Origin of the sequence: Thiohalomonas denitrificans (genome assembly GCF_900102855.1) — a bacterium.
In the GTDB taxonomy this organism is placed as follows: Bacteria; Pseudomonadota; Gammaproteobacteria; order Thiohalomonadales; family Thiohalomonadaceae; genus Thiohalomonas; species Thiohalomonas denitrificans.
In genome coordinates this window covers 79,310-106,309 of sequence record NZ_FMWD01000009.1, presented here as the reverse complement: position 1 = coordinate 106,309, position 27,000 = coordinate 79,310, and the positions used below count along the sequence as shown (strand labels likewise).

The 27,000-nt window shown below is 59.4% G+C and carries 22 protein-coding genes; 10 read left to right on the top strand and 12 right to left on the bottom strand.

The genetic code is table 11. From position 1 onward, the window contains the following. Nucleotides 1–47: 47 nt before the first annotated feature. The 3 genes from dnaN (at nt 48) to gyrB (ending at nt 5,136) form a co-directional block, all read left to right on the top strand. Nucleotides 48–1,148: a DNA polymerase III subunit beta gene (dnaN, locus tag BLP65_RS13910; RefSeq protein ID WP_092998433.1), complete on the top strand. Its 1,101-nt coding sequence runs from the start codon at nt 48–50 to the stop codon at nt 1,146–1,148. A gap of 174 nt (nt 1,149–1,322) precedes the next feature. Next, nucleotides 1,323–2,399 (top strand): DNA replication/repair protein RecF, encoded by a 1,077-nt coding sequence (gene recF, locus BLP65_RS13905; RefSeq protein ID WP_092998431.1) that lies wholly within the window; start codon nt 1,323–1,325, stop codon nt 2,397–2,399. A 331-nt stretch (nt 2,400–2,730) separates the two neighbouring features. After that, complete coding sequence (gene gyrB, locus BLP65_RS13900) at nt 2,731–5,136, top strand: DNA topoisomerase (ATP-hydrolyzing) subunit B (RefSeq protein ID WP_092998429.1); 2,406 nt, start codon at nt 2,731–2,733, stop codon at nt 5,134–5,136. A gap of 167 nt (nt 5,137–5,303) precedes the next feature. Here gyrB and BLP65_RS13895 read toward each other — a convergent pair whose 3' ends face one another. The 7 genes from BLP65_RS13895 to glyQ form a co-directional block, all read right to left on the bottom strand. Next, nucleotides 5,304–6,314, bottom strand: coding sequence for a class 1 fructose-bisphosphatase (locus BLP65_RS13895; RefSeq protein ID WP_092998427.1), 1,011 nt, complete (start codon nt 6,312–6,314; stop codon nt 5,304–5,306). A gap of 173 nt (nt 6,315–6,487) precedes the next feature. Further along, on the bottom strand, nt 6,488–7,189 hold the full coding sequence (locus BLP65_RS13890; RefSeq protein WP_317623061.1) for a lysophospholipid acyltransferase family protein: 702 nt from the start codon (nt 7,187–7,189) through the stop codon (nt 6,488–6,490). A 10-nt stretch (nt 7,190–7,199) separates the two neighbouring features. Next, entirely contained in the window at nt 7,200–7,745 is a 546-nt protein-coding gene (gmhB, locus tag BLP65_RS13885; RefSeq protein ID WP_092998423.1) for a D-glycero-beta-D-manno-heptose 1,7-bisphosphate 7-phosphatase, read from the bottom strand. A gap of 167 nt (nt 7,746–7,912) precedes the next feature. Next, entirely contained in the window at nt 7,913–8,251 is a 339-nt protein-coding gene (locus BLP65_RS13880; protein WP_092998421.1) for a nucleoside triphosphate pyrophosphohydrolase family protein, read from the bottom strand. A 125-nt stretch (nt 8,252–8,376) separates the two neighbouring features. Beyond that, entirely contained in the window at nt 8,377–10,458 is a 2,082-nt protein-coding gene (glyS, locus tag BLP65_RS13875; protein WP_092998419.1) for a glycine--tRNA ligase subunit beta, read from the bottom strand. Nucleotides 10,459–10,475: 17 nt separating this feature from the next. Then, nucleotides 10,476–10,661: a GxxExxY protein gene (locus BLP65_RS17350; RefSeq protein WP_092998417.1), complete on the bottom strand. Its 186-nt coding sequence runs from the start codon at nt 10,659–10,661 to the stop codon at nt 10,476–10,478. Nucleotides 10,662–10,682: 21 nt separating this feature from the next. Next, a complete protein-coding gene (glyQ, locus tag BLP65_RS13865; protein ID WP_092998415.1) occupies nt 10,683–11,600 on the bottom strand; it encodes a glycine--tRNA ligase subunit alpha in 918 nt (305 codons plus the stop codon). 265 nt (nt 11,601–11,865) lie between these two features. Here glyQ and BLP65_RS13860 point away from each other — a divergent pair, with 265 nt between their 5' ends. From BLP65_RS13860 to ntrC, 7 genes are all read left to right on the top strand, one after another. Then, complete coding sequence (locus BLP65_RS13860) at nt 11,866–12,912, top strand: tRNA (5-methylaminomethyl-2-thiouridylate)-methyltransferase (RefSeq protein WP_092998413.1); 1,047 nt, start codon at nt 11,866–11,868, stop codon at nt 12,910–12,912. A 129-nt stretch (nt 12,913–13,041) separates the two neighbouring features. Further along, nucleotides 13,042–13,272, top strand: a complete 231-nt coding sequence (locus BLP65_RS13855; RefSeq protein WP_092998411.1) for a sulfurtransferase TusA family protein — start codon at nt 13,042–13,044, stop codon at nt 13,270–13,272. Further along, entirely contained in the window at nt 13,262–14,443 is a 1,182-nt protein-coding gene (locus BLP65_RS13850; protein ID WP_092998409.1) for a cation diffusion facilitator family transporter, read from the top strand. The genes BLP65_RS13855 and BLP65_RS13850 overlap by 11 nt, the downstream gene beginning before the upstream one ends. A gap of 233 nt (nt 14,444–14,676) precedes the next feature. Continuing rightward, nucleotides 14,677–16,086, top strand: a complete 1,410-nt coding sequence (gene glnA / locus BLP65_RS13845; RefSeq protein ID WP_092998407.1) for a glutamate--ammonia ligase — start codon at nt 14,677–14,679, stop codon at nt 16,084–16,086. Between the two features lie 241 nt (nt 16,087–16,327). Continuing rightward, entirely contained in the window at nt 16,328–16,855 is a 528-nt protein-coding gene (locus tag BLP65_RS13840) for a DUF4124 domain-containing protein (protein WP_092998405.1), read from the top strand. Nucleotides 16,856–17,100: 245 nt separating this feature from the next. Then, the gene (gene glnL, locus BLP65_RS13835; protein WP_092998403.1) at nt 17,101–18,168 is read left to right on the top strand and encodes a nitrogen regulation protein NR(II); all 1,068 of its coding nucleotides are present in this window, start codon (nt 17,101–17,103) and stop codon (nt 18,166–18,168) included. Nucleotides 18,169–18,543: 375 nt separating this feature from the next. Continuing rightward, entirely contained in the window at nt 18,544–19,971 is a 1,428-nt protein-coding gene (gene ntrC, locus BLP65_RS13830) for a nitrogen regulation protein NR(I) (protein ID WP_092998401.1), read from the top strand. 23 nt (nt 19,972–19,994) lie between these two features. Here ntrC and BLP65_RS13825 read toward each other — a convergent pair whose 3' ends face one another. From BLP65_RS13825 to BLP65_RS13805, 5 genes are read right to left on the bottom strand one after another with little or no spacing between them, the layout of a single operon-like run. Then, on the bottom strand, nt 19,995–20,399 hold the full coding sequence (locus BLP65_RS13825) for a hypothetical protein (protein ID WP_092998399.1): 405 nt from the start codon (nt 20,397–20,399) through the stop codon (nt 19,995–19,997). Beyond that, complete coding sequence (locus tag BLP65_RS13820) at nt 20,386–21,231, bottom strand: prepilin-type N-terminal cleavage/methylation domain-containing protein (protein ID WP_092998397.1); 846 nt, start codon at nt 21,229–21,231, stop codon at nt 20,386–20,388. Before BLP65_RS13820 ends, BLP65_RS13825 begins: the two co-directional genes overlap by 14 nt. Beyond that, complete coding sequence (locus BLP65_RS13815; RefSeq protein ID WP_092998395.1) at nt 21,231–21,704, bottom strand: type IV pilus modification PilV family protein; 474 nt, start codon at nt 21,702–21,704, stop codon at nt 21,231–21,233. The genes BLP65_RS13820 and BLP65_RS13815 overlap by 1 nt, the downstream gene beginning before the upstream one ends. Continuing rightward, nucleotides 21,694–22,194: a prepilin-type N-terminal cleavage/methylation domain-containing protein gene (locus tag BLP65_RS13810; RefSeq protein ID WP_092998393.1), complete on the bottom strand. Its 501-nt coding sequence runs from the start codon at nt 22,192–22,194 to the stop codon at nt 21,694–21,696. Before BLP65_RS13810 ends, BLP65_RS13815 begins: the two co-directional genes overlap by 11 nt. After that, nucleotides 22,191–26,729 carry a DUF6701 domain-containing protein gene (locus BLP65_RS13805; RefSeq protein WP_139181515.1) on the bottom strand — a complete coding sequence of 1,513 codons (4,539 nt, stop codon included), beginning with the start codon at nt 26,727–26,729 and terminating at the stop codon, nt 22,191–22,193. The genes BLP65_RS13810 and BLP65_RS13805 overlap by 4 nt, the downstream gene beginning before the upstream one ends. Nucleotides 26,730–27,000: the final 271 nt, after the last annotated feature.

Sequence of the window (27,000 nt, the reverse complement as noted above, 5' to 3'; positions counted from 1 at the left end):
GTTAAAGATCTAAACCACTAATAATTACGTCTGGGGAAGACGGGAACATGCGATTTACGATATCGAGAGAAGCGCTGCTCCGGCCGCTACAGGTCGTCGGTGGAGTCGTTGAAAAACGGCAGACATTGCCGGTACTTTCAAACATTCTGGTAAACGTCGAGCCGGACAGGGTTACGCTGACCGGAACCGACCTGGAAGTCGAACTGACGGCGGCTGTGAACGTGATCGGAGCCGATACCGGTGATGTCACACTACCAGCAAGGAAATTCATGGATATCTGTCGGGCGCTTCCGGAAGGCGCAGAGATCGATATTTCGGTTGATGGAGAGAAGGCAAGGCTCCGATCCGGAAAAAGTCGATTCACTCTGGCGACCTTGCCAGCGGCAGAGTTTCCAGCGACAGAAGCGGTAGCGGGTGCCTTCGAGTTCGAAATATCCCAGGGAGAACTTCGCCATCTCATTGAAAAGACACAGTTTTGTATGGCGAATCAGGACGTTCGCTACTACCTCAATGGGTTGTTGCTGGAGTTCAATGCAGGTTCGCTGCGAACGGTTGCGACTGACGGACACCGGCTGGCGCTGAGTGATCGGGTGGCGGAACAGACCGGCACGGAACAACGCCAGGTGATTATTCCCCGAAAAGGGGTGGTGGAGTTGTTCCGGCTTCTGGAAGATTCGAAAGAGCCGTGTCGGGTTCAGCTTAATACCAATCATATCAAGGTGGAGCTGCCGAATATCGGGTTCACCTCGAAGTTGGTCGACGGTCGATTTCCCGATTACGAACGGGTGGTTCCCAAAGGGGGTGACAAGATTGTCACCGCTGATCGCGAGGGGCTGCGGCAGGCCTTGGTGAGGACGGCCATCCTCTCCAATGAAAAGTACCGCGGGATCCGGCTCGAGCTAAGCAGCGGCCAGTTGCGAGCGGTGGTCAATAATCCCGAGCAGGAAGAGGCGGAAGAGGAGCTGGACGTCGAGTATCAGGGAGAGCCATTGGAGATCGGCTTCAACGTGGCCTATCTGCTCGAGGCAATCAATGCGATTGACCAGGATGAGGTGGAGATCACCCTGAGTGACCCGAACAGTAGCTGTCTGGTTCGAGGGGTGGGAAATGAAGAGTCCCGTTACGTCGTGATGCCGATGCGATTGTAGGATCCGGATGGGTTACCGATATGACATATCGTTGCCTGTACGGGGCCGGTTCCTCCTCTACATCCTTCCCATGACGGGTCCGCGCCTGGACCCGTCTTTCCCGCACAGTGAATTTGGTTCGGTGTCTCCCGGACCTTACGCCGGTTCTACCCTTTCCGGATTTTCGGGCTGATAATGAAACTGACGCGCCTGCAAGTCAGGCACGTACGGATCCTCGATGATGTAACCATCCAGCCGGACGCGCGACTGAACATCATCGAAGGGGCGAACGCCAGTGGTAAAACGAGTCTGCTGGAGGCGATTCACATTCTCGCACAGGGGCGTTCGTTCCGGACCCGGAAAACCAGGGAGGTGGTAAACAGGGACGCTGACGCCTTGCTGGTGTTTGGCGAAGGAAGGGAAAACGAATTTACCCACCGTCTGGGTGTCAAAAAGAGTAATCGGGAAAAGACCGAAATCCATGTCGATAGACAGCGGGTACAAGGCGTCTCGGCATTGGCAGTGCTGCTTCCCCTCCTGGTAATTACACCTGAAAGTCATGCGCTCGTTAGTGGAGGCCCCAGTCGGCGCCGGGCGCTGGTGGATTGGGGCGTGTTTCACGTGGAACAGACGTTTCATCGGCATTGGCTGACCTACGAAAGAGCGCTTCGGCAGAGGAATGCACTGCTGAAGCAGGGGGCCAGTAGTGCCAGTCTTGTCGTTTGGGAAAGAGAGATGGCCGTCTCTGGCAATGAGATCACGGCGCAGCGGAAGCGTTATGTGGATACATTGGCGCCCCGGGTCGAGCAATACATGAAAACCCTGCTGCAGGACGTGAAGATTACGATAGGGCTGAAAACCGGGTGGGGGAACGAGCCGTTCCATGAGGCTCTGCGGACAGGGCGTGAGAAGGATGAGCGGTTCGGATACACAACCCTTGGTCCCCACCGCGCGGAGTTGGAGATCCGGACCGAAGGGCGGCCAGCATCCGAAGTGGTGTCCCGGGGACAACAAAAGCTGATGGTAATGGCGCTTCGGCTGGCTCAGTTGGACGTGTTTCAGGCGGCCACCGGCCGGTCAGCAGTATTACTGATTGATGACCTACCCGCAGAGCTCGATCACAAGAAGAGAGACATGCTGTTGGCGCAACTGAGCCAGATGGATCTCCAGATCTTTGTGACGACCACCGATGCCGCCCTGATCGGGAGTGAAACCTGGTCGTCCAGCAAAATGTTCCACGTGGAACACGGTCGTGTTAGCTCCCGCTGTTAGCCCGGAAAATTCACAAATCCACCGCAAAGAAGCTAAGAATTCCATGTTTTATCGAAATATATCGAACAACAACGTAAACGACAGAGTCGTGACGAAATGCAAGATGCATCGTAATCAAAGCCTCGCGTCTTTGCGGTAAATACTTCGGGTTAGAAAATCGCCGTATGTTACGAGAGTAGGACAGCCCCTTTTCAGGCCAGTGAGGCTATTTCTCTCTTCAAAATCGCGGGACTTTCGAAGGTTTTGTGAACAGCGGAAACTTTCCCGCTGAACAGCGGGGAATAGGCCGGGAAAATGATACAATACGTCGGTTAGAGGACGGGAGCCCTGTATGAGCGAAAGTTACGATTCTTCCAAGATCAAGGTCCTGAAAGGGCTGGACGCGGTTCGCAAGCGTCCGGGGATGTATATCGGTGATACCGATGACGGGACCGGTCTGCACCACATGGTTTTTGAAGTGGTCGATAACTCTATCGATGAGGCATTGGCCGGCTACTGCAGCCAGATCGATGTAATCATCCATAGCAACGACTCGGTCACCGTTCGGGACAATGGTCGTGGTATCCCCACCGACATGCACGAAGAGGGTCAATCGGCCGCCGAAGTGATCATGACGGTCCTGCATGCCGGGGGTAAATTCGACAACAACTCCTACAAGGTCTCTGGTGGTCTGCACGGCGTCGGTGTCTCCGTCGTCAACGCCCTTTCCGAGGAGTTGAAGTTGACGATCCGCCGTGATGGCAAGCTTTATCAGCAGGAGTATCGGCTGGGAGAACCTGTCTCACCCTTGAAGGCTGTGGGGGAGGCCTCTACCAACGGCACTGAAATCCGCTTCAAACCCAGCGTTGCCATCTTCCGCGACACCGAATTCCACTACGACATTCTTTCCAAGCGGCTGCGCGAGCTCTCGTTTCTGAACTCTGGTGTTCGGATTCATCTTCAGGATGAGCGTACCGACAAGGAAGATGTTTTCGAGTACCAAGGCGGTATTCGCGCGTTCGTCGAACATCTGAACAAGAAAAAAACGCCTCTCCACCCCAACGTCTTCCATTTTACGGCTGAAAAAGAGGAAGTAGTGGTGGAGTTGGCGATGCAGTGGAATGACTCCTACCAGGAGAGCATCTTCTGCTACACCAACAATATCCCGCAAAAGGATGGCGGAACCCATATGGCGGGTTTCCGTGGTGCGCTGACCCGAACCCTCAACCAATACATCGAGTCCGAAGGGCTGGCCAAGAAGATGAAGGTGAACCCGACCGGGGATGACGCCCGTGAAGGTCTCACTGCCGTGCTGTCGGTCAAGGTTCCCGACCCGAAATTCTCTTCCCAGACCAAGGAGAAGCTGGTCTCTTCCGAGGTGAAGGGCCTGGTGGAGTCCCTGGTTTCCGAACACCTGTCCGGATTCTTGCTGGAGAATCCGCAGGACTCCCGCATTATCGCCGGCAAGGTGGTCGATGCCGCCCGTGCACGCGATGCGGCACGCAAGGCCAGGGAGATGACGCGGCGCAAGGGTGCCCTTGATGTGGCCGGGCTGCCGGGTAAGCTGGCCGATTGCCAGGAGCGGGATCCTTCCAAGTCCGAATTGTTCATTGTCGAGGGTGATTCCGCCGGGGGTTCCGCCAAACAGGGACGAGATCGCAAGTACCAGGCGATCCTCCCGCTCAAGGGCAAGATCCTCAATGTCGAGAAGGCACGCTTCGACAAGATGCTCTCATCCGCCGAGGTCGGTACCCTGATTACCGCGCTGGGATGCGGGATCGGCAAAGAGGAGTTCAATCCCGACAAGCTGCGTTACCACCGTCTTATCATCATGACCGACGCCGATATCGATGGCTCGCATATTCGTACCCTGTTGTTGACCTTCTTTTACCGGCAGATGCCGGAACTTGTCGAGCGTGGCCATATCTATATTGCGCAGCCGCCCCTTTACAAGATCAAGAAGGGCAAGCAGGAGCGTTATGTAAAGGATGATCTGGAACTCAATGCCTATCTGCTCAGTCAGGCCATCGACAATACCCAACTGTTTATCAGTCCTGATGCACCGCCACTGACCGGTGTAGGCCTAGAGCAGCTCGCCAACCAGTATCAAGCGGTGATGGCGGGCATCGAGCGGTTGTCACGGCGCTATAACAGCCGCGCGCTACAGCAGATGATTAGCTTGCCGAGTCTTTCGGAAGCGTCTTTCCGTCGGCCGGAAGAGGCCGAGCCGTACTTCGGTCAGCTGGTAGAACGTCTCAATGAGCAGAGTAGTGAGACCCGTTACGAGCTGCGCTTTAGGCATGAACCGGACGGTGCGATCAGTGCCGCTATTGTCAAAGAGTGGCGCCACGGCGTGTCGACCGATTACACCTATGTCGCGGAATTTTTCGCCATGCCGGAATATCACGCGATTCGCACGCTCGGAGAACAGCTCGACGGGTTGCTGACGGAAGGTTCCTTTGTCCAGCGCGGCGAGAAGAAGCATCCAGTGAGCACGTTCAGTGAAGCATTGAACTGGCTACTCGAAGAGGCCAAACGGGGTCAACACATTCAGCGCTACAAGGGATTGGGTGAGATGAATCCCGAACAGCTCTGGGAGACCACGATGTTCTCCGAGACCCGTCGGCTTCTGCAGGTGCGGATCGAAGATGCCATCGCTGCTGATGAAATCTTCTCGACCCTGATGGGGGATCAGGTGGAACCGCGTCGTGAGTTCATCGAGAGCAACGCGCTTTCGGTCTCCAATCTGGATATCTGACACAGCAACTCTCTTGTGAGTCGGATCTCCCTCGTTGCGCAGACCCGAATCCTGTAACCACGGGGCGCACGGGGGAGACAAAACCCGAACAACCTGTTTTACCCCGTGGTCCCCGTGGTTCGAAATTCAAGGGAAGCTTCAGCTCCCCTTGAGCCAGGCGTCGCAAGTCAGCCGTGATAACCCGTCACGCGCTCGACCTCATTTCTGGAACCGAGGATAACCGGTACGCGCTGGTGCAAGGTCGCGGGTTGCAGATCCAGGATGCGCTCACGCCCGGTGGTGGCCGCGCCTCCCGCTTGCTCGATGATCAGAGCCATCGGATTGGCCTCATACATCAGCCGTAACTTGCCTTCCCTGCCGGCAGCCTTCATCTTTTCGTCCAGCGGATACATGAAGATGCCCCCGCGAGTGAGGATGCGATGGACCTCCGCCACCATGGAGGCGATCCAGCGCATATTGAAGTCCTGTTTGCGTGGGCCGTCGGTGCCGGCCAGACATTCGTCGACGTATCTCATTACCGGCTCTTCCCAGAAACGCTGGTTGGAGGCATTGATGGCAAACTCCCGGGTGTCCGGTGGAATAGTCATCCCCGGGTGGGTGAGTATAAACTCACCGATGTTCTGATCGAGGGTAAAACCGTTCACGCCATTGCCGGTGGTCAGGACGATCATGGTCGACGGCCCATACAGTGCATAACCTGCGGCTACCTGTTCGGTACCCCGTTGGAGGAAATCCTCTGCCGTCGGGTTCACGCAATCTCCCTTGCAGCGCAGGATCGAGAAGATGGTGCCCACCGAGACATTGACGTCGGTGTTGGAGGAGCCGTCGAGGGGGTCGAAGGTAAGTAAGTACTTACCCTTGGGATAGCGACTCGGGATCTGGTAGATGTCCTCCATCTCCTCCGAGGCCATTGCTGCACAGTGACCGGCCCATTCGTTGGAACTCAGAAAGATCTCACTGGAGAGGATGTCCAGTTTCTTCTGATCCTCACCCTGCACGTTCTCGGAGCCGGCAGTGCCCAGCACCCCTACCAACTCGCCATGGTTGACCAGATTGGAGATGACCTTGCAGGCGGTGACCACGTCGTTGAGGAGGGATGTGAAGTCACCTGTGGCGCCCTGTATTTGACGCTGCTCTTCGATAATAAATTGGGTAATGGTTGTACGATGGTTGTGCATAGATTCGCCTATTTCGTCATTCCACACGCAAACCCTGCCCCTGGCGCCGTTTGGCGTCAGAAGGTAATGGATTCCGAGGGTGTTTCGGATGGAGATCTGGAGGACGCGGTACACGGGGCCGCGGTGTCAGCGAATCAGTATATCACGTGAGACTGATTCTTAGAGTGAATCTATTACGAGGTGGGGAGTGTGGCCATGCGGCTTTCGATCCAGGCCTCGGCTTTCCGGTTGACTTCGGCCGCAGTGCGATCCCGGGTATCGATGGTCGGGCCGACGGCGATGGTGATGATGCCGGGTTTTTTGGTGAAGCCCTGCTTGGGCCAATAGGCCCCTGCGTTGTGAGCGACCGGGACCACCGGTACACCCGCCTGCTTCGCCAGCATGCTGCCACCGACGGCATAGCGCCCCTTTTCGCCGGGCGCCACGCGGGTTCCTTCGGGAAAGATGATCATCCACAAGCCCGCCCGCAAGCGTCTGGTGCCCTGTTCGATGACCTGCCGCAGCGCCTTTTTCCCCGCGCCACGATCGATCGCCACCGGTCGGGTCATGGCCAGGCCCCAGCCGAAAAAGGGAATCCAGAGCAGTGAACGTTTCAGTACCCAGGTCTGTGCGGGAAATACCTGTTGCATGGCGATGGTCTCCCAGGCGGACTGATGCTTGGCGAGAACCACGGCGGGACCGGGAGGGATGTTTTCCCGCCCTTCCACACGGAAATGCAGGTCGCAGCTGACCCCCAGCCACCACAACACGAAGCCGCTCCAGCCGGTTAGCGAACGGTTTCTAATCCGCGCCGGGAACGGCAACAGCAGTGCCAGGATGACTACATAGATCACCGTGACCAGGGTAAGCCCCACATAAAAGATCAACGAGCGCACGCCGTACAATTCAGCCTTCCTCCAGGATGGCGGTGACTGCCGCTGCCAGGTCGTCAAAAACCGTAACCCCCTCGAGGTCGGTCTCAATGGCACTCTCCAGCGTCCGCTGACCCTTTCCGGTCTTCACCAGGATCGGACGGGCACCGACCGCTCGGGCGGCCTGAAGGTCGCGTAGCGAATCCCCGATGGCCGGGACACCCTCGAGATCCACACCCATACGCTCGCCAATCTCCTTCAGCAGCCCGGCCTCCGGTTTTCGGCAGGCGCAGGCATCGTCCGGCCCGTGCGGACAATAGGCAATCAGTTCGATCTCGCCACCCACCTTGCCGAGTTCCCGGCGAAGCTTGGAATGCATTCGATTGAGGGCATCTACATTGAAATAGTCGCGGGCGATACCCGATTGATTGGTCGCCACCGCGACACGGTATCCGGACTGGTTGAGACGCGCGATGGCCTCGGCACTACCGCGAATGAGGTTGAACTCTTCGGGCGACTTCACGTAATCGTCGGAGTCCTCATTGATGACTCCGTCCCGGTCGAGAATGACCAGCTTCATTGATTTGGCCCTTATTACCGATACGCCGAGACCCGGCATGGAGTTTATCAACCACGGGGGACACGGGGATGAAAACCCATCACCACGGAGAACACAGAGAGTTTTTCATGAAACTCCTCTCTCTTTGTGCTTCGTGTCCCCTGTGGATGTGCATGCCTTGTGAGGATCTAACTATCCTGGCCCCGGAACTCCGAGACCCGGATGCGCCCATCGATCATTTTCGACTTGCGCTGCATCAGGGTCTCCATTTTCTCCCAGAAGGCCTGCTTGAGATCGAAGTCCGCGGCGATGCCGGTACCGATCAGGAGAATGAACAGGTCGGCGACCTCCTCCGCCAGTTCCTCGCGGGGCTTGCCCTTGGTGATGCACTCGGCGATCTCGCCCAGCTCCTCTACCATCAGCGCGATTCGATAGGTGAGCTCTTCACCCCCTGTGTTCTTGAAGTCGTGCTTGTCATGGAATGCCTGTACGGCGGCAAGCATTGCATCGTAGGAGTCGTGATCCATTGATTACCCTCTTGGAATCTTCACCGCAAAAATTCGCCGCGGGGGCGCGCCTCCTACCGGGCCGAGGCTCCGCTGCGCCTTCGCGGCTACCCCCTCTGTGTTCTCTGTGGTTTTGAAAACACCAATCAGCTCTGCAACCGTGAGATATCGGCTGCCCCGAGGAACAGATCACCGAGGCGTTTCAGCAGCGCCAGGCGATTCTCGCGTACTCCCGGGTCCTCCGCCATGACCATGACCTCATCGAAGAAGCGATCGACGGTGGTTCGCAGGGCGGCCAGGCGCTTGAGCGCCTCTTCATAGCGGCGTTCGGTGAACAGGGGGCCGACCTCGGCTGCGGCCTTCTCCACCGCGTCGGCAAGCTCCTTCTCCTCGGCCTCTTGCAGCCGACCGGTGTCCACCTTATCGGGAATGGCTTGTTCGGCCTTTTTCAGAATGTTGTGAATGCGCTTGTTGGCCGCGGCCAGTGCCTCGGCCTCCGGGAGCTCGCGGAAGGCGTTGACCGCCCGGATGCGCTGGTCGAAATCACGCGGGTTGGTCGGCCGGCGCGCGAGTACCGCATCGAAGGTGTCGTGAGCGATGCCCTGGTCCTGGTAATAGGCCCTCAGTCGCTCCATCACGAAGTCCAGCACCTGAGTTGCGGTGTCGTCCGCAACCGCAACGCCGCCGTTGCGTAGCTGCGCGGTTGCCGTTTCGATGAGGTCGGCCAGATCGATGTCGAGCTCGCGTTCGATGAGCGTCCTCAACACACCCAGTGAGGCGCGGCGCAGGCCGAACGGGTCCTTGGCGCCGGAGGGCGGCTGCCCGATACCGAAAATCCCCACCAACGTGTCCAGCCGATCGGCGATGGCCACTGCCTGCCCGGTGGGTGTCGCCGGTAGTTCGTCCCCGGCGAAGCGCGGCATGTATTGCTCATCGAGCGCCCGGGCGACTTGTTTGTCCTCGCCGTCGTGCTCGGCATAGTAGCGGCCCATGATCCCCTGCAGATCCGGAAATTCGTAGACCATCTCGGTCATCAGGTCGCATTTGGCAATTTCTGCGGCACGCTCGGCCTTTTCGGTATCACCGCCAATCCCGCCGGCGATTTGCTTCGCCAGCACCATGACGCGCACGGTTTTCTCGTGCAGCGTGCCCAGCTTCTGCTGAAACAGGATGTTTTTGAGGCTTTCGACGCGATCGCCCAGGGAGGTCTTGCGGTCCTGATTCCAGAAGAACTCGGCATCAGTCAGTCGCGGTCGGATCACCCGCTCGTTGCCACCCCGAACGACCTCGGGGTTGGAGCTTTCGATGTTGCTGATGGTGATGAAGTGCGGCATCAGCCGACCCTTGCCATCGACCACGTGAAAGTATTTCTGGTGCTCCTTCATGGCCGAGATCAGGCACTCGGCAGGGACATCCAAAAAGTGTTTTTCAAAGTTGCCGATGACTGCCACCGGCCACTCCACCAGTCCATTCACCTCGTCCAGCAGGTCCTCGTCGATGACCGCCTTGCCGCCGACCTCTTTGGCCGCTTCCAGCACCTGGCCCCGAATCGCCTCCCGGCGGGTTTCGAGATCAACGATCACCCTGCCTTCGGTTTCGAGCAGTGGCGCGTAGGCGGCCGGCTCGCCGATATAGAGCGGCTTGCCGTGATGGAAACGGTGCCCCCGGGTCTCGCGGCCTGAGCGGACGCAGAGGATCTCGGTATCGATCACCTCGTCACCGAACAGCAACACCACCCAGTGCACCGGACGCACGAACTCGGCATCGAGATCGCCCCAGCGCATGCGCTTGGGGATCGGGAGCTTGTCCAGCGAGGCCTGGATGATCGCCGGAATCAGTTCGGCCGTGGTCTGTCCCGGTTCCATCTTGCGGAATACCAGCCAGGCACCCTTTTTGGTCTGCATCGTCTCCAGCGCATCGACTTCCACTCCGCAGGAGCGGGCAAAGCCTTGCGCCGCCTGCGTAGGCACGCCCTGTTCATCGAAGGCCGCGGTCAGCGCCGGGCCGCGGCGCTCCACCTCCCGATCCGCCTGCCCCAACGGCAGGTCCCGGATGAGGACCGCGAGCCGGCGCGGACTGGCATAGCGGGTCACGCTGGCCGGCTTCAGGTCCGCCTTGCCAAGGCCCTCCTCAATGCCTCCGGCAAAGGCCCTGGACAGGGCATTGAGCGCCTTGGGCGGCAGCTCTTCGGTTCCAATCTCGACCAACAGGTCCGATGTTTTTGTCATATCTAATCAAAAATTCCTTAAGCCACAGAGCGCACAGAGATATTCTTTTGATACTGCTGATAAGCCGCCGCTCTCCGAAATTCATCAGCAACGCTCGTTTTAAGCCTGCTTCCTTCGTAAATCCGTTCGAGGAGCCCGGCCCCTAATGTTTTGTGGACCTCTACAACAGCACCAATAATCCGGCGTGTGAGGGTCGTCGCCATCGATGACTGCTTCCTCCGTGGCTAACCGCCGTTCAGCATCGGGAAGCCCAGGGCCTCCCGCCGGTCGTAATAGGCCTGGGCCACCGCCCTTGCGAGGGCGCGCACGCGCAGGATATAGCGCTGCCGTTCGGTGACGGAGATGGCGTGTCGGGCGTCCAGCAGGTTGAAGGTGTGTGATGCCTTCAGGACCATTTCGTAGGCGGGCAGCGGCAGGCCGGTTTCGATCAGCCGCTGGCTCTCCTTTTCGTAGAAGTCGAAATGGCCGAACAGGCTCTCCACATCCGCCTGCTCGAAATTGAAGGTCGACATCTCCACCTCGTTCTGGTGGAACACATCGCCGTAGGTCACCTTGCCCAGGGGACCGTCGGTCCACACCAGGTCGAACACACTCTCCACACCCTGCAGGTACATGGCAATGCGCTCGAGGCCGTAGGTGATCTCGCCGGTGACGGGGCGACACTCTAGGCCGCCGGCCTGCTGGAAGTAGGTGAACTGGGTCACCTCCATGCCGTTCAGCCACACCTCCCAGCCGAGGCCCCAGGCGCCCAGGGTGGGCGACTCCCAGTTGTCCTCCACGAAACGCACGTCGTGCTCCAGCGGGTCGATACCCAGCACGCGCAGTGAATCCAGATAGAGGTCCTGAATGTCGAGTGGCGAGGGCTTGATGACCACCTGGAACTGGTAGTAGTGCTGCAGGCGGTTGGGATTCTCGCCGTAGCGGCCGTCGGTGGGCCGGCGCGAGGGCTGGACGTAGGCGGCGCTCCAGGGTTCCGGGCCGAGGGCCCGCAGGAAGGTGGCGGGATGGAAGGTACCGGCCCCCATCTCCATATCGTAGGGCTGCAGCAGGACGCATCCCTTGCTGGCCCAGTACTCCTGCAGGGTCAGTATCAGCCCCTGAAACGTGGAAACATCCCTGGCGGAAATCTTGTCGGTGCTCAAAAGAACCCACCTTTTATCGATGGCAATTGCCGAAAACCGATAGCCCGATGGAACTCCGCGGGTGCAACCGGCTCCGAATGGAAACGGCCATTATAGCGGGGCTGCATCGTGGATCACAGGCAGCGGTGTCGCAGGAGTGACAGAAGCCTGTAGGTCGGCTTTCAGGCCGCCTCATTCGAGTGTGCCGGGTTAAAGCCCGACCTCGCGCCGCCGGTCTGGTAAAATGGCCTGCTCTAAACGAAAGTCGAACCCCTTTTTGGTGACTATGCAGAACAAACAGCTCAAAGCCGTTGCGCTCATCTCGGGTGGCCTGGATTCCATGTTGGCGGCCAAAGTCGTCCAGGAGCAGGGCATCCATGTCGAAGGCATCAATTTCTTCACCGGGTTCTGCGTGGAGGGCCATACCCACGCCATTCGCAAAAAGGATCAGGCCAAACCGAAGCGCAACAATGCCCTGTGGACGGCGGAGCAGCTCGGCATGAAGCTGCATATCGTCGATATCATCGAGGAGTACAAGCAGGTTCTCCTTCATCCCAGGCACGGCTACGGCGCCAACCTCAATCCCTGCCTGGATTGCAAGATCTTCATGGTCAAAAAGGCGCTGGAGTGGATGGAGGAGCACGATTTCGACTTCATCATCACCGGCGAGGTGGTCGGACAGCGTCCCATGTCCCAGCGTGCCGATACCATGCCCGTGGTGGCCAATGAGTCGGGTGCCGAGGACCGTCTACTGCGCCCCCTCTGTGCGAAGAATCTGCCCGCCACCCTGCCCGAGCGCGAGGGATGGGTGGATCGCGAAAAGCTGCATGATTTTTCCGGGCGCACCCGCAAACCGCAGATTGCCCTGGCCAGGGAATTTGGATTTGAGGACTGGGCCACCCCCGCCGGCGGCTGCTGTTTCCTGACCGACGAGGTCTATTCCCGCAAACTGGCAGACTTGTGGCAGGCCCAGGGCCACCGTGAGTACGAGCTGGACGACATCATGCTGTTGAAGGTTGGCCGTCATATCCGGCCCGCCCCTCATTTCAAACTGATCGTCGGCCGCGAAGATGGCGAGAACCAGTTTCTGGAAGGGTACCGCAAGCAGTTCACGGCACTGCGTACCGTCAGCTGCCCGGGTCCCCTGGTGCTGGTGGACGGGGAGCTCGGTGAGGATGATCTGCAGCTGGCGGCCCGTATAACCGCACGCTACTCCAAGGATCGCATGGCCGAGTCGGTGACCATTTCCGTTACGCCTCCCAATGGCGAAACCCGCGAACTTCAGGTGGCACCGCTGCCGCCCAACCAGATCCTCGAAGAGTGGATGGTTTGACCGGTCCGACAGCGCTAAGGGCATTCGCCCGGAGGATTGGGCTCTTACAATCCATTTGCCAGTTGTAGGGACAGCCGTTTGCACGGACAATCACGCCTAGCTACTCGCCATTAGCCACTCGCAACTGCCATGAAATATACCCTTGATGCCCGCCGACTGCTGTGCCCGATGCCGGTAATCCGCACCCAGGATCGCATTGCCGCGTTGCAACCCGGCGATATCCTCGAGGTGGTCGCTACGGATCCGGGGGCGATCAATGACATCCCCGCCTGGTGTCGTATCAACGGGCACAAGGTGCTGGCCACCCGCGAGGAGAGGGGTGAGGTGGTGCTCGAGATAGAGGTCGGCGATGAACCATAGTCACGACCGCCACTATCATCCGATTCCCGAAGTACCGGACGCCGACGTCCGTTTTCAGGCCAGCCGCCGAGTGACCATCATCGGCGCGGTCGTTAACCTGCTGCTTGCCATCGGAAAAACCGTCATGGGCGTACTGGGGAACTCCCAGGCCCTGGTCGCCGACGGTGTGCACTCCTTTTCCGATCTGGTCACCGACGCCATGGTCCTGGTTGCCTCCAAACACGGTAGCAAGGCGGCGGACGAGGACCACCCCTACGGTCACGCCCGCATCGAGACGGCGATGACGGTGGGCCTCGGCGCCGTTCTGATCGCCGTTGCGGCCGGGATCAGCATCGATGCGGTCGAGCGCCTATTCAATCCCGAAGAGTTGTTGCGTCCCGGCGTTTTGGCACTGGTGGCTGCAGCACTGTCGGTGCTCGCCAACGAAGGCCTGTTCCGCTACACCCTGCGTGTGGCCCGCCGGGTCCGTTCCAACCTGCTCAAGGCCAATGCCTGGCACCATCGTTCCGATGCCCTCTCCTCGATCGTGGTCATCGTGGGCGTCGGCGGTACCATGGCGGGTCTGGATTACCTCGATGCCATCGCCGCCGTGGGCGTGGCACTCATGGTGGCCAAGATTGGCTGGGACCTGGCATGGAACAGTCTGCGCGAGCTGGTGGATACGAGTCTGGATGCAAAGACGGTCAAGGCGATCCGTGACGAATTGAAACAGGTCGATGGCGTACACTCGGTGCATGAGCTGCGAACCCGGCGCATGGGTCCGGACGCGCTGGTCGATGTGCACGTCCTGGTCGACCCGGAGCTGAGTGTATCCGAAGGACATCACGTCAGCGAAACGGCTCGCTCGCGGCTGATTCGCCGCTTCGAAGAGGTTCAGGACGTGCTGGTGCACATCGACCCTGAAGATGACGAAAAGAGCCGGCCGAGCGTCGGTCTACCCTCCCGGAAGGCCCTTCTCGAGGAGCTGCGCCCACGCTGGAGAGCGATCCTCGGGGAGGGGCTGGAAGAGAAAAAAGTGACCCTTCACTATCTGGATGGGAGAGTCCGGCTGGAGGTTGTACTCCCCCTCACTGCCCTTGAGCGTCACTCCGCCGACTCCCTGCAAAGAGCCCTGGCGGCGACTGCCGAGGAGCGCGAGGAGGTGGAGTTGATCAGGGTTTACTTCGCCTGATGCACGAAAGTGGTGCGACCAGCATCGCTGATGCACCGTATTGGTGCGCGCAGGCGCCGTGGAAGTTGTGCTACAGAAACGTAAAACCATGCCGTTCAGCAGGTTACGTCACTGGCACGCTTCCTGCTCGATAGCAGACCAATTTCCCTGCCCGCGTGGGTGCAGTGTCGGACTGCAAACTGACAGACGCCTGACGGGCCTTATTTCAGATTGAACCAACTGGAGGCACCCGGATGTCCGCTGACAACGTAATGAAGCTTATTCAGGACAGCGGCGCGAAGTTTTTTGACTTCCGCTTCACCGACACCCACGGCAAGCAGCAGCACGTGACTGTTCCCGTTCACAAGGTGGATGAGGATACCTTTACCGACGGCACGATGTTCGACGGCTCCTCCATCGCCGGCTGGAAGGGTATCAACGAATCCGACATGATCCTGATGCCGGACACCGAAACCGCGATGCTGGACCCGTTCACCGACGAGCCCACCGTCAACATCACCTGCACCATCGTCGAGCCGATGACCATGCAGGGCTACGAGCGCGACCCGCGCTCGGTGGCCGGACGGGCCGAGGAGTACCTGAAGTCCACCGGTATCGGCGACACGGCATTGTTTGGACCGGAACCGGAGTTCTTCATTCTGGACGACGTGCGCTGGGGCTCCGATGTCTCCGGCTCCTTCGTCAAGATCGACTCCGAAGAGGCGACCTGGAACTCCGAGCGTGTCTATCAGGACGGCAACATGGGCCACCGTCCCAAGCTCAAGGGCGGCTACTTCCCGGTCCCGCCGGTCGACTCCCTGAATGACATCCGTGGCGCCATGTGCCTGGCCATGGAAGAGATGGGGCTGGACATCGAGGTGCACCACCACGAGGTGGCCACCGCCGGCCAGTGCGAGATCGGTGTCGCCGCCAATACGCTGGTGAAAAAGGCCGACGAGGTGCAGACCCTGAAGTACTGTGTGCACAATGTTGCCCACAGCTACGGCAAGACAGCCACCTTCATGCCCAAGCCCATCGTCGGTGACAACGGCTCCGGCATGCATGTGAACATGTCCATCTCGAAGGACGGGCAGAACATCATGATCGGCAATGAGTACGGCGGCCTCTCCGATACCGCGCTGTACTTTATCGGCGGCATCATCAAGCACGCCCGCGCCCTGAATGCCTTCACCAACGGCTCCACCAACTCCTACAAGCGTCTGGTACCCGGGTTCGAGGCCCCGATCATGCTGGCCTACTCCGCTCGCAACCGCTCCGCCTCCATCCGTATCCCCTATGCTTCCAACCCGAAGGGGCGTCGCGTTGAAGTCCGTTTCCCCGACCCGTCCGCCAATCCCTACCTGGCGTTTTCAGCACTGCTGATGGCCGGCATCGACGGCATTCAGAACAAGATCCATCCCGGCGATGCCATGGACAAGGATCTCTATGACCTTCCCGCCGAGGAAGCCAAGGACATTCCGACCGTTTGCCATTCGTTCGATCAGGCCCTGGAGTCCCTCTCTGCCGATCGCGAATTCCTGACTGCCGGCGGCGTCTTTACCGATGACATGATTGACGCCTACATCGGTATCAAAATGGAAGAGGTCACCCGCCTGCGGATGACCACTCATCCGGTCGAGTTCGACATGTACTACAGCGTGTAGTTGCTTCCCGACCGGGATCGGCTTCGAATGGACGGAAAACGCCCCCGCTGGTCGGGGGCGTTTTTTTGAGTGGCTAGTAGCGAGTAGCTAGTTGCTAGGAACTGCAAGAGCAGTTACTAGTTGCTAGTTGCTAGGAACGGCAGGGAATTACCTGGTCGTTGGTCTCGCCCCTCGCCTCTCGCCTCTCGCCTCTCGCCTCTCGCCACTAGCCACTAGCCACTGTTCTCGCTATTCTCGGCTCATGAATCGTCTTGCGCTGTTGCTGCTCCTCTTTGCCCTGCCGGTGCTTGCCGGGGAGGCCGCGTATCGTATTGTCCACCCTGACGGCACCGTCGAATACACTGATGAGCCGCCGGTGGAGAACGGTGCCGAATCCATACCGCTGCCGGAGATCCAGACCTATGAGGCGCCGCCGCCTCCTCGCCTGGAGCGGCCCGAAGCGGCCGCACCAAAAGAGGACGACAGCGATCGAGTCGAATATAGTCTGAAGGTCACGCAACCCGATTCTGACGAGCACATCTGGGTCTCCGACTGGAGGGTTCCGATCGGCGTGAATCTCTCCCCCGGGCTGGAGGACGACCATGAGATCGTCGTCACAGTGGACGGCGCCGAGGTGGGGCGTGGAAAACGTACCCGTTTCACCGTCTCACCGATTTACCGGGGCGAGCACCAGGTATCGGCCCGGGTGGTGGATGAATCGGGCAATGTATTGAGCGAAAGTGAACCGGTGACCTTTTATATTCACAAGCACCAGGTCAACCGTCCCTGACGCCGGCGGCGTCAGGCACCCGAGCCCTCTCCGGCACGCCACTACCTGATGCACTAAATTGGTGCATTGCAATTCCCACTGCACTACTATTGTCGCAGGCATCGCCACCGGCTCGTTCCGCCGCAGTAGGTCAGTCTATCCTCGGACAGGCTCCTAGATCTGCTGATCTCCGGCTTTTTTCGGTACTCCCGGTCTGTTGCCAAGCCTCTCTTTGTGGTTGGTTCACTTCTTGCAACAACTTCGACATGGCAGCCAGCGTGCAACCCTCACCCGAACTCACTCCGCGCATTCTCGAGAACCTGCACACTGCGGTGATGGTTTTTGATGCCGATTTGAAGCTCGGTTATCTGAACCCCGCGGGAGAAATGCTGTTTGCGGTGAGCGCGCGGCGTGCCACAGGTGTGCATGCCAGTGAGTTGCTTCTGGACGATGATCTGGTGGATGCCCTGGCCAATGTGTTCCGAAGCGGTCATCCGTTCACGGAGCGGGAACGGGCCATCGAATTCCCCGCCAGCGGCGAGCGGATGACGGTGGACCTGACCGCCCTGCCGCTCAGTGACCCGCAGCATGCCCGGGAGGTCCTGGTCGAGATGAGCCAGGTGGACCGGCAACTGCGCATCACCCGCGAGGAGACCCTGCTCTCCCAAAGCAGCGCCACCCGGGCACTGGTGCGTGGGCTGGCCCACGAAATCAAGAACCCCCTCGGCGGGCTGCGCGGGGCCGCACAGCTTCTCGAGCGCGAGCTCAGCAATGAGGAACTCAAGGAATATACCCGCATTATCATCGAAGAGGCCGATCGACTGCAGAACCTGATGAACCGGATGCTCGGCCCCAATGCCCTGCCCCGGCAGCGGCTGGTCAATATCCACGAGGTGCTCGAGCGGGTACGGCAGGTGGTGGGTGCGGAGGCACCATCCGGGGTGCGCATTGACCGTGACTATGATCCCAGCATCCCCGAGCTCACCGCCGATAGTGATCAGCTCATCCAGTCGGTCATGAACCTGGTCCGAAACGCCGTTCAGGCGGTGGGGCAAAGCGGCCGCATCGTGCTGCGCACACGCACTCTGCGCCAATACACCATCGGCCATACGCTGCACAAACTGGTTGCCCGCATCGACGTAATCGACAACGGACCGGGGATCTCCGAAGAGGTCCGGGAGAGTGTCTTTTTGCCGATGGTGACGGGACGCTCCGGCGGCACCGGTCTGGGCTTGCCGATCGCCCAGTCGCTAATCAATGCCCATGGCGGCCTGATTGAATGCGAAAGCCGTCCGGGCTGCACCGTATTTACAGTATTGCTGCCCCTGGCGTAGGTCGGGCCTTGGCCCGCCAAAACCTGACGGCCTGAAGGCCGACCTACAAGTGGGAGCCCGTATCACCGGCACGGTAATCCGCCGCCTGTTGGGCGACGCAACACGGAAGAGATGATGAACGCAACCAAGGTCTACCCATTACCCATAAGTCGCCCCTCAGCGAGTCGCTGGCCGGTCAGCTGCAAGGCGCGCCCTCGCCAGAAGGGTTATTCCCTTTCAAGAGGGCGCAACGCCGCAGATGGCCGGCCAGCGGCTCGCCCGAAGGGAACCCCGCGAATGGCCCAATGCGGTGTTGCGCCCCTTGGAAAGGGCCGTACCATTCCCTGCGGGGCGCGCCTTGCCTTGGGCCATTCGCGGGGTTCTGAGGGGTGACTTATGGATAATGGGCAGACCAAGCCAAAAATCTGGGTAATCGACGACGACCGGTCGATTCGCTGGGTGCTGGAGAAGGCGCTCAAGGCGGAGAACATCGAGGTCAGGAGTTTCGATGAAGCCGGTCCGGCCCTGAAGGCTTTGCAGCGGCAGGAGCCTGACGCCCTGATCACTGACATTCGCATGCCGGGGATGAGCGGACTGGAGCTTCTCTCGGAATTGCGCGCTGGTTATCCCGACCTGCCGGTGATCATCATAACTGCCCACTCCGATCTGGACAGCGCCGTTTCCGCCTATCAGGGCGGCGCCTTCGAATACCTTCCCAAGCCTTTCGATATCGACGAGGCCATGGACCTGGTGCATCGTGCCGTCTCCTATCGGCACGACCACGCCTCGGAAGAGGTGGCTACGGAACCCGAAGAAGAGGCGGAGATCATCGGTGAGGCACCCTCCATGCAGGAGGTCTTTCGCGCCATCGGCCGCCTCTCCCGCTCCAACATCACGGTCCTCATCAACGGTGAATCCGGAACCGGCAAGGAGCTGGTGGCCCGCGCCCTCCACCGCCACAGTCCCCGTGCCGACCAGCCCTTTATCGCCATCAACACCGCTGCCATCCCCCGGGACCTGCTGGAATCGGAACTTTTCGGTCATGAACGCGGGGCCTTTACCGGAGCCCAGGCGGCCCGCAAGGGACGCTTTGAACAGGCCGACCGCGGCACACTGTTTCTGGATGAGATCGGCGACATGCCGGCGGAGCTGCAGACCCGTCTGTTACGGGTGCTGGCCGATGGTGAGTTCTATCGGGTGGGCGGGCACGCACCGGTCAAAGTCGATGTCCGGATCATCGCCGCCACCCATCAGGATCTCGAGACCCGGGTGCGCGAGGGCCTGTTTCGTGAGGACCTGTTCCACCGTCTGAACGTCATTCGCATTCATATACCGCCCATGCGCGAGCGTCGCGAAGACATTCGGCTATTGATGCAGCACTTTCTCAACAGCGCCGCCGAGGAATTGGGTGGCGAACCCAAACGCATCGACAAGGAGACCGAAGCCTATCTCTCCGGCCTCGACTGGCCCGGCAATGTGCGCCAGCTCGAAAACACCTGCCGCTGGCTGACCGTGATGTCCCCCGGTCAGGAAATCCACATGGAGGACCTGCCCGCCGAACTGCGTCAGGGCGCAAGCACCGAAGGCAGCAGCGTCGAATGGGTAGCATCACTACGGCGCTGGGCTGAGCGCCAGCTGGCCGCTGGCGGCGGCGCCATTCTGGACACGGCCCTGCCCGACTTCGAGCGAGTGATGATCGAAGCTGCCCTGGCGAAGACGGGCGGACGCCGCCAGGAGGCTGCCAAACTGCTGGGTTGGGGGCGTAACACCCTCACGCGGAAGATCAAGGAGCTGGGAATGGAGCAGCGTACCGACGCCCCATAGGACGGGTCGTGTTCACCCCAAATTTATCCATCAGGCAGGAACTGCACAACGATGCGCCGCTGTGCCTGGTAGCTCCCGTTGCCAGCCGTACCTGTGGCGGTGATTTCATAGAGATTGACGTCATGGGTGCCGAGGCCGGGTTGATTGCAGGTTACTGAATAGATGGCCGAGCTTTTGCTGTCCACCGTGACATTGATGTTATTGCGATCGGCACAGTCGTCACTGTCGACAATGTCGTAGGCCGCGGCGCTGATGGCCGATTCCGCGGCATAGAGGGCCTGCGCTGAATACCACTCCTTGATCGTCTTGGTATTGCCGAACTGGGTCAGTTTGGTCATTAGTGCAGCAAGTACCGCGAGGGCGGTAATGAGAAATATGGCCGTGATCAGCGAAGCACCCTGCTGTCGGCGGCGATTAATTCCGCACATAGATATCCTCGCTCACGCTGATGGATTCACTGCCCTCAGCGACCGTCAGGTGGACCGAGACAACGCCTTTTTGAGTGTCCAGGCTGGTAGTGAAGCTGCTGACATTGTTGAGAAGAATCCCCTGGTCCGCTGCACTGAAGTCGTCGGCGGAGGCGACGGTGCGCTGCCACTGCAGAGTGGTTCCATCCAGAGAGACACGGTGCTGATAGTCGGCAAGACTGTAGGTATTCAGGGCGCTGGTCGAGGTGGAACTGAAGGTGCAGTCGTTGTCGGGTGGGGTCGGACAGTTGAGATCAAGTTTCCAAAGTGCACCATCGTATTCGTCACTGGCGGGCGGTGCGGCCGAAAGCTGTGCGGTAATGTCAGTTACTGCAACCACATCACGCCCGATGATCAGCGCGTCGCGCTTGGTCGCGGCCAATCCCCCGAGGTCACCCGGATAGAGCACACAGAGCGTGCCGATTGGTTCGCCCGGCAGAAACCGCTCCAGTTCGCTCGGTGACTGGTTGCGCTTTTTGCTGCAATCCGCGTTGGCGATGCGCGGCAGACTGGCATTGAAACTGACGTAGCGTCCGCCCACGGTGCTGGAATAAAACTCCAGAGTGGAACCGGAGGCTGTAGTCGTAGACACCGTTCCTTGGCGTAATTCGCGTGACAATCGGCCAAGGGAGACACGCACCTTGTCGAGCAGGTGAGAGCGGGATTGGGTATCGCTGTAGGCATCGATGTTGGTTTTGATCACCGGCGCCAGCATCCCGGCGATGATACCGAGAAGAATGATGCTCACGATCATCTCAACCAGGGTGAAGCCGGATTGTTCGCGTCTCTGCATCAGTAATCGGCCCGATAGAGCGTCAGTTCCAGCGTCTCATCGCCCGGCATCGAGATGCGGATATCGGCGCGCTTGTGCCTGGCCGCCGGGACGGCATCCCACGCTGAGGCGCCGTTTGTCACATCGATGCTGAAGGTGAAGCCTCCGCCCAGGGGTTCATCGCTGAAACAGTTGAAATCGTCGAAATCATCGAGGTCAGCAAGGGTGCAGTTCTCGTCCACCTCTGTACCGGGCGGATCCGTCAGTGTTGTGGTGGTACCGCCAACAATAGGCGTGTTCTCGTCCCAGCGTACCGTCTGCATCTGGTCCAGATACTGGTGCGCATAAGCGATCGCCTTTTGACGCAGCAGCGGCTGTGCGCTGTGTTGAACGTTTTGGGAAAACTGCAGTGAAATGGCCGCCACCGCGACACTAACGATCACAATGAAAAGCACCGTCTCGACCAGCGTGAAGCCCCGATTGTCAATTGGCATAGGCGAACCCCGTGATCGGCTCAATGGTGATCGTGCGGGACCCGCCGGACGACACGGTGATGGTTCGCGTGGTTGTCATCGGTGTGGTGCATGGAGCCACGTTGGCACACGGATAGCCGCGGCTATCGAAGCTGAGAGTGAGGACGGAGGCGGAAACCCCCGACCAATCGCCGCTATCGGCGACGAAGGGGCTGCTTCCGGTCAACGGGCTGGTGACATTCGAGTAATTGTTGTTATCGAGATCGTATGCACGTACCCGGTACTTGTTCGCACCGCCGGTATCGATTTGATACTGATGGTCCACGCTGGCCATTGAGGCCTCCTGGGCGTAACGGATAGCCTCGAGCAGTTCGCTACGGCTGGCGGCAAGTGTGTAGCTGGATAAACCACCCAGTCGTGGGGCTGCGTAGACTGCCAGAATACCGAGCAGGATCACGATAATGATCAATTCAACCAGGGTGAAGCCGTGCATCCGGCTCGGCACCTTCATCGCTGCTGCTCCCGCCAATAGATAAAGCGGCGGTCGCCATGATGGTAGCTTGGCGGTGCGAAGGTGACGCTGGCGCTCGCCTTGTCCGATGATTCCAGGCTCCCGTCGCCATCCCAGTCGAAGGTCAGATAGTTCGGCGCGTTATCCAGCTCATAGACCAGGGTGCCGCCCTCCTCGTCGATGTCGTTATCCAGGGTGAAGGTAAACTCTCCTCCATTGGATACGGTCGTTTCGGTGATAGTGACCTCCGTGCAGGTGAGCGTGTCGCTATCCGGCTCACTGCAGGAGAAGGCGGGGCTCCCCGCACTGTGAGTCACGGTAGTGGTAACATCATCACTGTTGATGACAAAATCCGTGCCGTCGTAGTATTGAAACTCGATCGGCACAGCCGCCGTTGTGCCGCTGGTGGTTCCCGCCACCGTGGCATCCTTGAGTGCGGCGCGGCCGTAGCGGATAGCGGTGTTGCCGACCGACTTGAAGGTATCCGAAGCGATAGTCAGGTCCATCCCTGTCAGCGGTATATCATCCCCGTCCATCATGTAGAGTCCGAGGTTGAAAGGGTCGAACGGGCCATCGGCAGTCGCCGTACGTGTGACTGACAGCTTCACGAGAAAATCCGCCTGGCCGGCCAGCCAGCTATTGACCATACTGCCGGACTCGATGGCGAGTCGGCTGCTTAGATCGGCCCCGTTCGCCTCCGCGCCAACGATGAACAGGGGGCCCGCAGCGCCGAGCGGCAGGTCGTATCGCACCGCGCCGCTGCCATCCCACTTCGCAAAATTCTCTCCCACCCCGAAATCGCGGTAATTGTCCACCAGCCCGCCCCCCATGTTGCGGGCGGCCAGGGTGAAATCGACGCACAGATTTTCGTCCATGTAGGTGAATCCCTGCTCTCCGGTGGTATCGCAGCGGTCGGTGAGATTCGCATCCTCCACAGTGAAGTGATCGGGGGTGAAGCGGCCGATGTAGGGTGAACAGAGGTGTACCGGTTCCTCCAGGAAATCATTCAGGCCATTCTCCCGCAGCCGGATGATGCCCGCTTCGCCGTAAGCGATAGCACTTGCCGAGACTTCGGATGTGCCGGCAAGGAACGCGATGTCGCCATCTCCGTATGTCAGTATGCCGGGTGTGCCCGTTGAAGGTTTCTCCAGGTCCGCGCCCGGCTGCCCGATCAGCCAGGCCGGCACGTGGGGGTATCCGGAACCGGGATCGGCGAGGTCCGTATTGCCGCAGTCATCCCATTCACCGTCATCATCGTCGTCCAGGCCGGGGGCCCACCGCAGAGGCTTGAGGTTTAGCGTAAATGTCTCTCCGACCTTGCTGAATGTGCCACCCTCCGCGTCCTGTGCTTTCGGGTTGCCGCTGGCGTCGGCAAACACAGCCAGCGGCCGGACAATAAACGTGTTGCTTTGATCGGCGGCAGCCAGTGTATCTCCGGTTGGCTCGCCGTCGGCATCGGTGAGCGGGATGTCCATCGCTATCCTGAGGGTGTATTTGCCGGCGTCGCTGGAGGTAAAGCGGAACGGGGCGGTACCGTCGTTATCGAAAGCGAGATTGATCGTGTCGCTGGTGCCCGCGGCGGTCAGGTTCGCACTGCTTGCCGCATCGATGACCATGCTGTTGTCTTCCAGTCCTTCGGCGGCGACTGGAACCAGATAACTGACGGAGGCACTGAGGGTTTGGTTCTGCACGCCCGTGATACAGGCGCCCGTCCGGTCATCGGTACGCACCACGCGTACACGCTGGTTCGCCGCGTTGTGACCCTCATCCGAGGGCTTGCCCGTAATTTGGGTGAGCATGGCACTTTCCGGGTCGCCATCACCAGCATCCCCGTCGATCACGATGCCGGTGTCGACGAATTGAACATCACAGGTCTCAGTGCCGCTCGTGTCGAAACAGCGTCTCGACTGGACAGGAATGTGAGAGGTCACGGATGCATCCAGACTTGCGGTTCCGCTTGTGACATGGCTGAGACCCACGACCGTTATGCCGCCACTGAAGGTGACCGAATCCATCTCCCAGCCGGAGCCGGGGCTGGTGAGGTCCACTGAAACGGGATCGCTGAAGGTGAATGAGCAGTCACTGTCGGCGCAGGCCTTGATGGTGACGGGTTCGGCCTGACAGGTCAGCCCATGACCATCATGGATGATTCGGATATGGTGCAGAGGTGGTCGCTCGAACGAAACCGTTGCGGGCTCGTCGCGTTCGGGCGAACCGTAGAGGGCCGAGTTGTAGGTCGCCGGGGTAACGGTCACCGTCTCGGCGGTGTCGTTGCGTATGGTAATGGTGGCGGTTCCGGTGGTGTCGTCCAGCCGACCGGTTGCGGTTTGGCCGGAAATGCTCCATCGGCCGGTTCCGTCATCGACGATTGTGGCGGGACCGCTTACGGTAACCGTGAGCTTAAGTGGGTCCTTGGTACTGGCATCCCCCTTCACCAAATTGCCGCCAACCATGGGCACGACGTGGTTCCACTTGTCGTGCAGCGCCAGATCGACGACCACCTCGGAGCCAAGGGTGGGGTTGAGGCCGGAATAACTTGCCTGGAGATGGTCCGGCCCCACGTAAAAGTTTGTGTATGAGAAGCTTTGCGTGGTATTGCAAGTGCTGCCGTCGGTGCACTCGAACACTTCGACCGTCCACTTGCCGAGCGGCCCGCCCTGCGGGACCGCAAAGGTGTCGGGGAACCGGCCGTCGTCGAGGATCAGTGTTTCCGGCGAGGTGCGCTGTACCGTGCCATCCGGCTCCTTCCATACAAAGAAATAGTAGGAACCCGGGATGAGCCCGAAGGACTTGCCGTACACCTCATTCCCTGCGGGGTAGATGTAACTCTCTTCGGTGTGCCCGGGGTCCGAATAGAGGACCAGACTCTTGACCTTCGTTGTATCGGTCACCTCTGCCGAGTTGGCGCTGGCGCTGGCGGTCGTGGTGACGACGCATTCATCGTCTTCCACTGCACCCGTGGGTATCGTCACTTTAACCACCACATCCCTGTATCCGCCCAGGGGGTCAAGCTCCACCGGCACTGTGAGGGGCGTCTCGTTATCTATTTCATATAGGTCCGCGGTCCAGTCGGTGCATTGGCCTGAAAACGCGGATGAAAAGCTGACGGACAGCGAATTCGACCAGTTATTCTGCACCCGATGGCTGTAGTACACGGAAGCTCCCTTACCCCCTGCACTGGTGTTGTCAGGAGTGAAGGTCAGGCGTTCAGCTACCGTGGTGACCGCGGTCGCGGTTGTTGTATTCCCACCTGCTTGTGCGGTGATGGTGGTCGTGTCGAGCACACCGGTGACTGCGTTTGAGGGGATGTCAACGGTGACCGTGACCGTCGCCGATCCATCTGCCGATAAGCTGATGGAAGCCGGACTGAGACTCGTCGTCCACCCTTGACTTGAGGAGGCCGTGAGACTGATGTCCTGCGCGGCTCCAAAATTGTAGAGCGTGAAAGTGTGGGTCACCGGTTGGCCCTTGGCACCTGTCTTGGAGGAAGTTGCAGGGCTCAGGGCGATGTTTCCGACGACGATGGTATCGGTGTCGCTGGCGTATCCACTCTGCCCGCCGGCCGTTACACTGGCTGTATTGGTGATACTGTCGTTATGGTTACCGCTTAGAGTGGCGTTGATGGTGAAAGTCAGGGTGCCTTCGTGAGGCATGGTTGGAAGCGTGATCCCGCTTCCCTGCAAGTCGGCAACGGTGGGGTTGCTCGGGCAGGTTGCACCATCAGTGGCGGAACAGGTTATGCTATTCGCTGTGAGGCCCGTAACCGCAGGGTCCTTAAACACCACCCCGCCCAGATCCGCACCGGTCAGGTTCTGAATGACCACCGTATAATCCGTTTCGTCTCCCGATGTTACAAAATCCACGCCATCATCGATGCTAATGGTGGGTAGCACTATCACATCGACCAGTTCGCTAACTTCGTCCTGCTGTGAACACTTGGACTTCGAACCGGGCACGACGTCGAGGCTGGAGGTACAGATCTCGCCCGAATTCTGGTACCAGGTTGCAACATAGGAAATATTGAGTTTGCCCCCGGCCGTGGGTGTTGTCCGGCAGGGTAACTCCACATTGGTCAGGTAGACGACGCCGCTACCTGTGCCGCCTCCGACATCGCCACCGCCATCACCGCAGAAATCACTGTCCAGATCAAGGAAGGGGCTCGTGGTCGGCAAGCTGCTCACCGAGCAACTGGCGGCCCCGTCCGGGTCGGTGCTCAATAATCGTGGGTTCTTTCCGTCATTTGCGACAAAAATACCAAAATCGTAGCGGTCGGCATTACCGAAGTTTGCGGTCGCTTCGAGATCCAGAGTGATAGTCGAACCGCCCACACACGAGCGTTGGTCGCCGACGACACGTATGTTCGTCAAGGAGACGTCATTGGCAGTACAGTTCAAGTCGTCTTCGAAGCGATCCGCGGCGCACTGGGTGGCACCAAAGGCATTCGCCGCTGAAGGTACTGTCAAGAGTGAAATGGGGATCACCAGCACCGCGAGCAACCATAACCAGCAGTTCGGGATCCGTTGTTGGCTTCGCACTTCCTTCCCACTTATCGATTGAATGAAAGCACTTTACACCGAATCAAAGAGCGGATTAACCATAAACAGGGGCAACAGCGGAGTCTACCATCGAATTTGGAGTTGAGGGTCAGTTCTTGACTTTGCACGACGTTCTCCCGGGGCGGTTCACCTGTCCTCATATCCGAGGCTTCTAATTCCCGCGGTCTGAATGTCATTAGGGGTAGTATCCTCTTGCTGCGCGGGCCCGAATCAATGACGAACATTTAGCCGTCAATTGCGAGGACGCCTA

Bases quoted from the DNA above. Each gene is read 5' to 3' on its own strand.
- BLP65_RS13820 (WP_092998397.1), bottom strand. From the start codon at position 21,231: ATGCAGAGACGCGAACAATCCGGCTTCACCCTGGTTGAGATGATCGTG.
- glyS (WP_092998419.1), bottom strand. From the start codon at position 10,458: ATGACAAAAACATCGGACCTGTTGGTCGAGATTGGAACCGAAGAGCTG.
- gyrB (WP_092998429.1), top strand. From the start codon at position 2,731: ATGAGCGAAAGTTACGATTCTTCCAAGATCAAGGTCCTGAAAGGGCTG.
- BLP65_RS13855 (WP_092998411.1), top strand. From the start codon at position 13,042: ATGAAATATACCCTTGATGCCCGCCGACTGCTGTGCCCGATGCCGGTA.
- recF (WP_092998431.1), top strand. From the start codon at position 1,323: ATGAAACTGACGCGCCTGCAAGTCAGGCACGTACGGATCCTCGATGAT.
- BLP65_RS13895 (WP_092998427.1), bottom strand. From the start codon at position 6,314: ATGCACAACCATCGTACAACCATTACCCAATTTATTATCGAAGAGCAG.
- gmhB (WP_092998423.1), bottom strand. From the start codon at position 7,745: ATGAAGCTGGTCATTCTCGACCGGGACGGAGTCATCAATGAGGACTCC.
- glnL (WP_092998403.1), top strand. From the start codon at position 17,101: ATGGCAGCCAGCGTGCAACCCTCACCCGAACTCACTCCGCGCATTCTC.
- BLP65_RS13880 (WP_092998421.1), bottom strand. From the start codon at position 8,251: ATGGATCACGACTCCTACGATGCAATGCTTGCCGCCGTACAGGCATTC.
- BLP65_RS13825 (WP_092998399.1), bottom strand. From the start codon at position 20,399: ATGTGCGGAATTAATCGCCGCCGACAGCAGGGTGCTTCGCTGATCACG.
- BLP65_RS13840 (WP_092998405.1), top strand. From the start codon at position 16,328: ATGAATCGTCTTGCGCTGTTGCTGCTCCTCTTTGCCCTGCCGGTGCTT.
- BLP65_RS13815 (WP_092998395.1), bottom strand. From the start codon at position 21,704: ATGCCAATTGACAATCGGGGCTTCACGCTGGTCGAGACGGTGCTTTTC.
- ntrC (WP_092998401.1), top strand. From the start codon at position 18,544: ATGGATAATGGGCAGACCAAGCCAAAAATCTGGGTAATCGACGACGAC.
- glnA (WP_092998407.1), top strand. From the start codon at position 14,677: ATGTCCGCTGACAACGTAATGAAGCTTATTCAGGACAGCGGCGCGAAG.
- BLP65_RS13850 (WP_092998409.1), top strand. From the start codon at position 13,262: ATGAACCATAGTCACGACCGCCACTATCATCCGATTCCCGAAGTACCG.
- BLP65_RS13860 (WP_092998413.1), top strand. From the start codon at position 11,866: ATGCAGAACAAACAGCTCAAAGCCGTTGCGCTCATCTCGGGTGGCCTG.
- BLP65_RS13810 (WP_092998393.1), bottom strand. From the start codon at position 22,194: ATGAAGGTGCCGAGCCGGATGCACGGCTTCACCCTGGTTGAATTGATC.
- dnaN (WP_092998433.1), top strand. From the start codon at position 48: ATGCGATTTACGATATCGAGAGAAGCGCTGCTCCGGCCGCTACAGGTC.
- BLP65_RS17350 (WP_092998417.1), bottom strand. From the start codon at position 10,661: ATGGCGACGACCCTCACACGCCGGATTATTGGTGCTGTTGTAGAGGTC.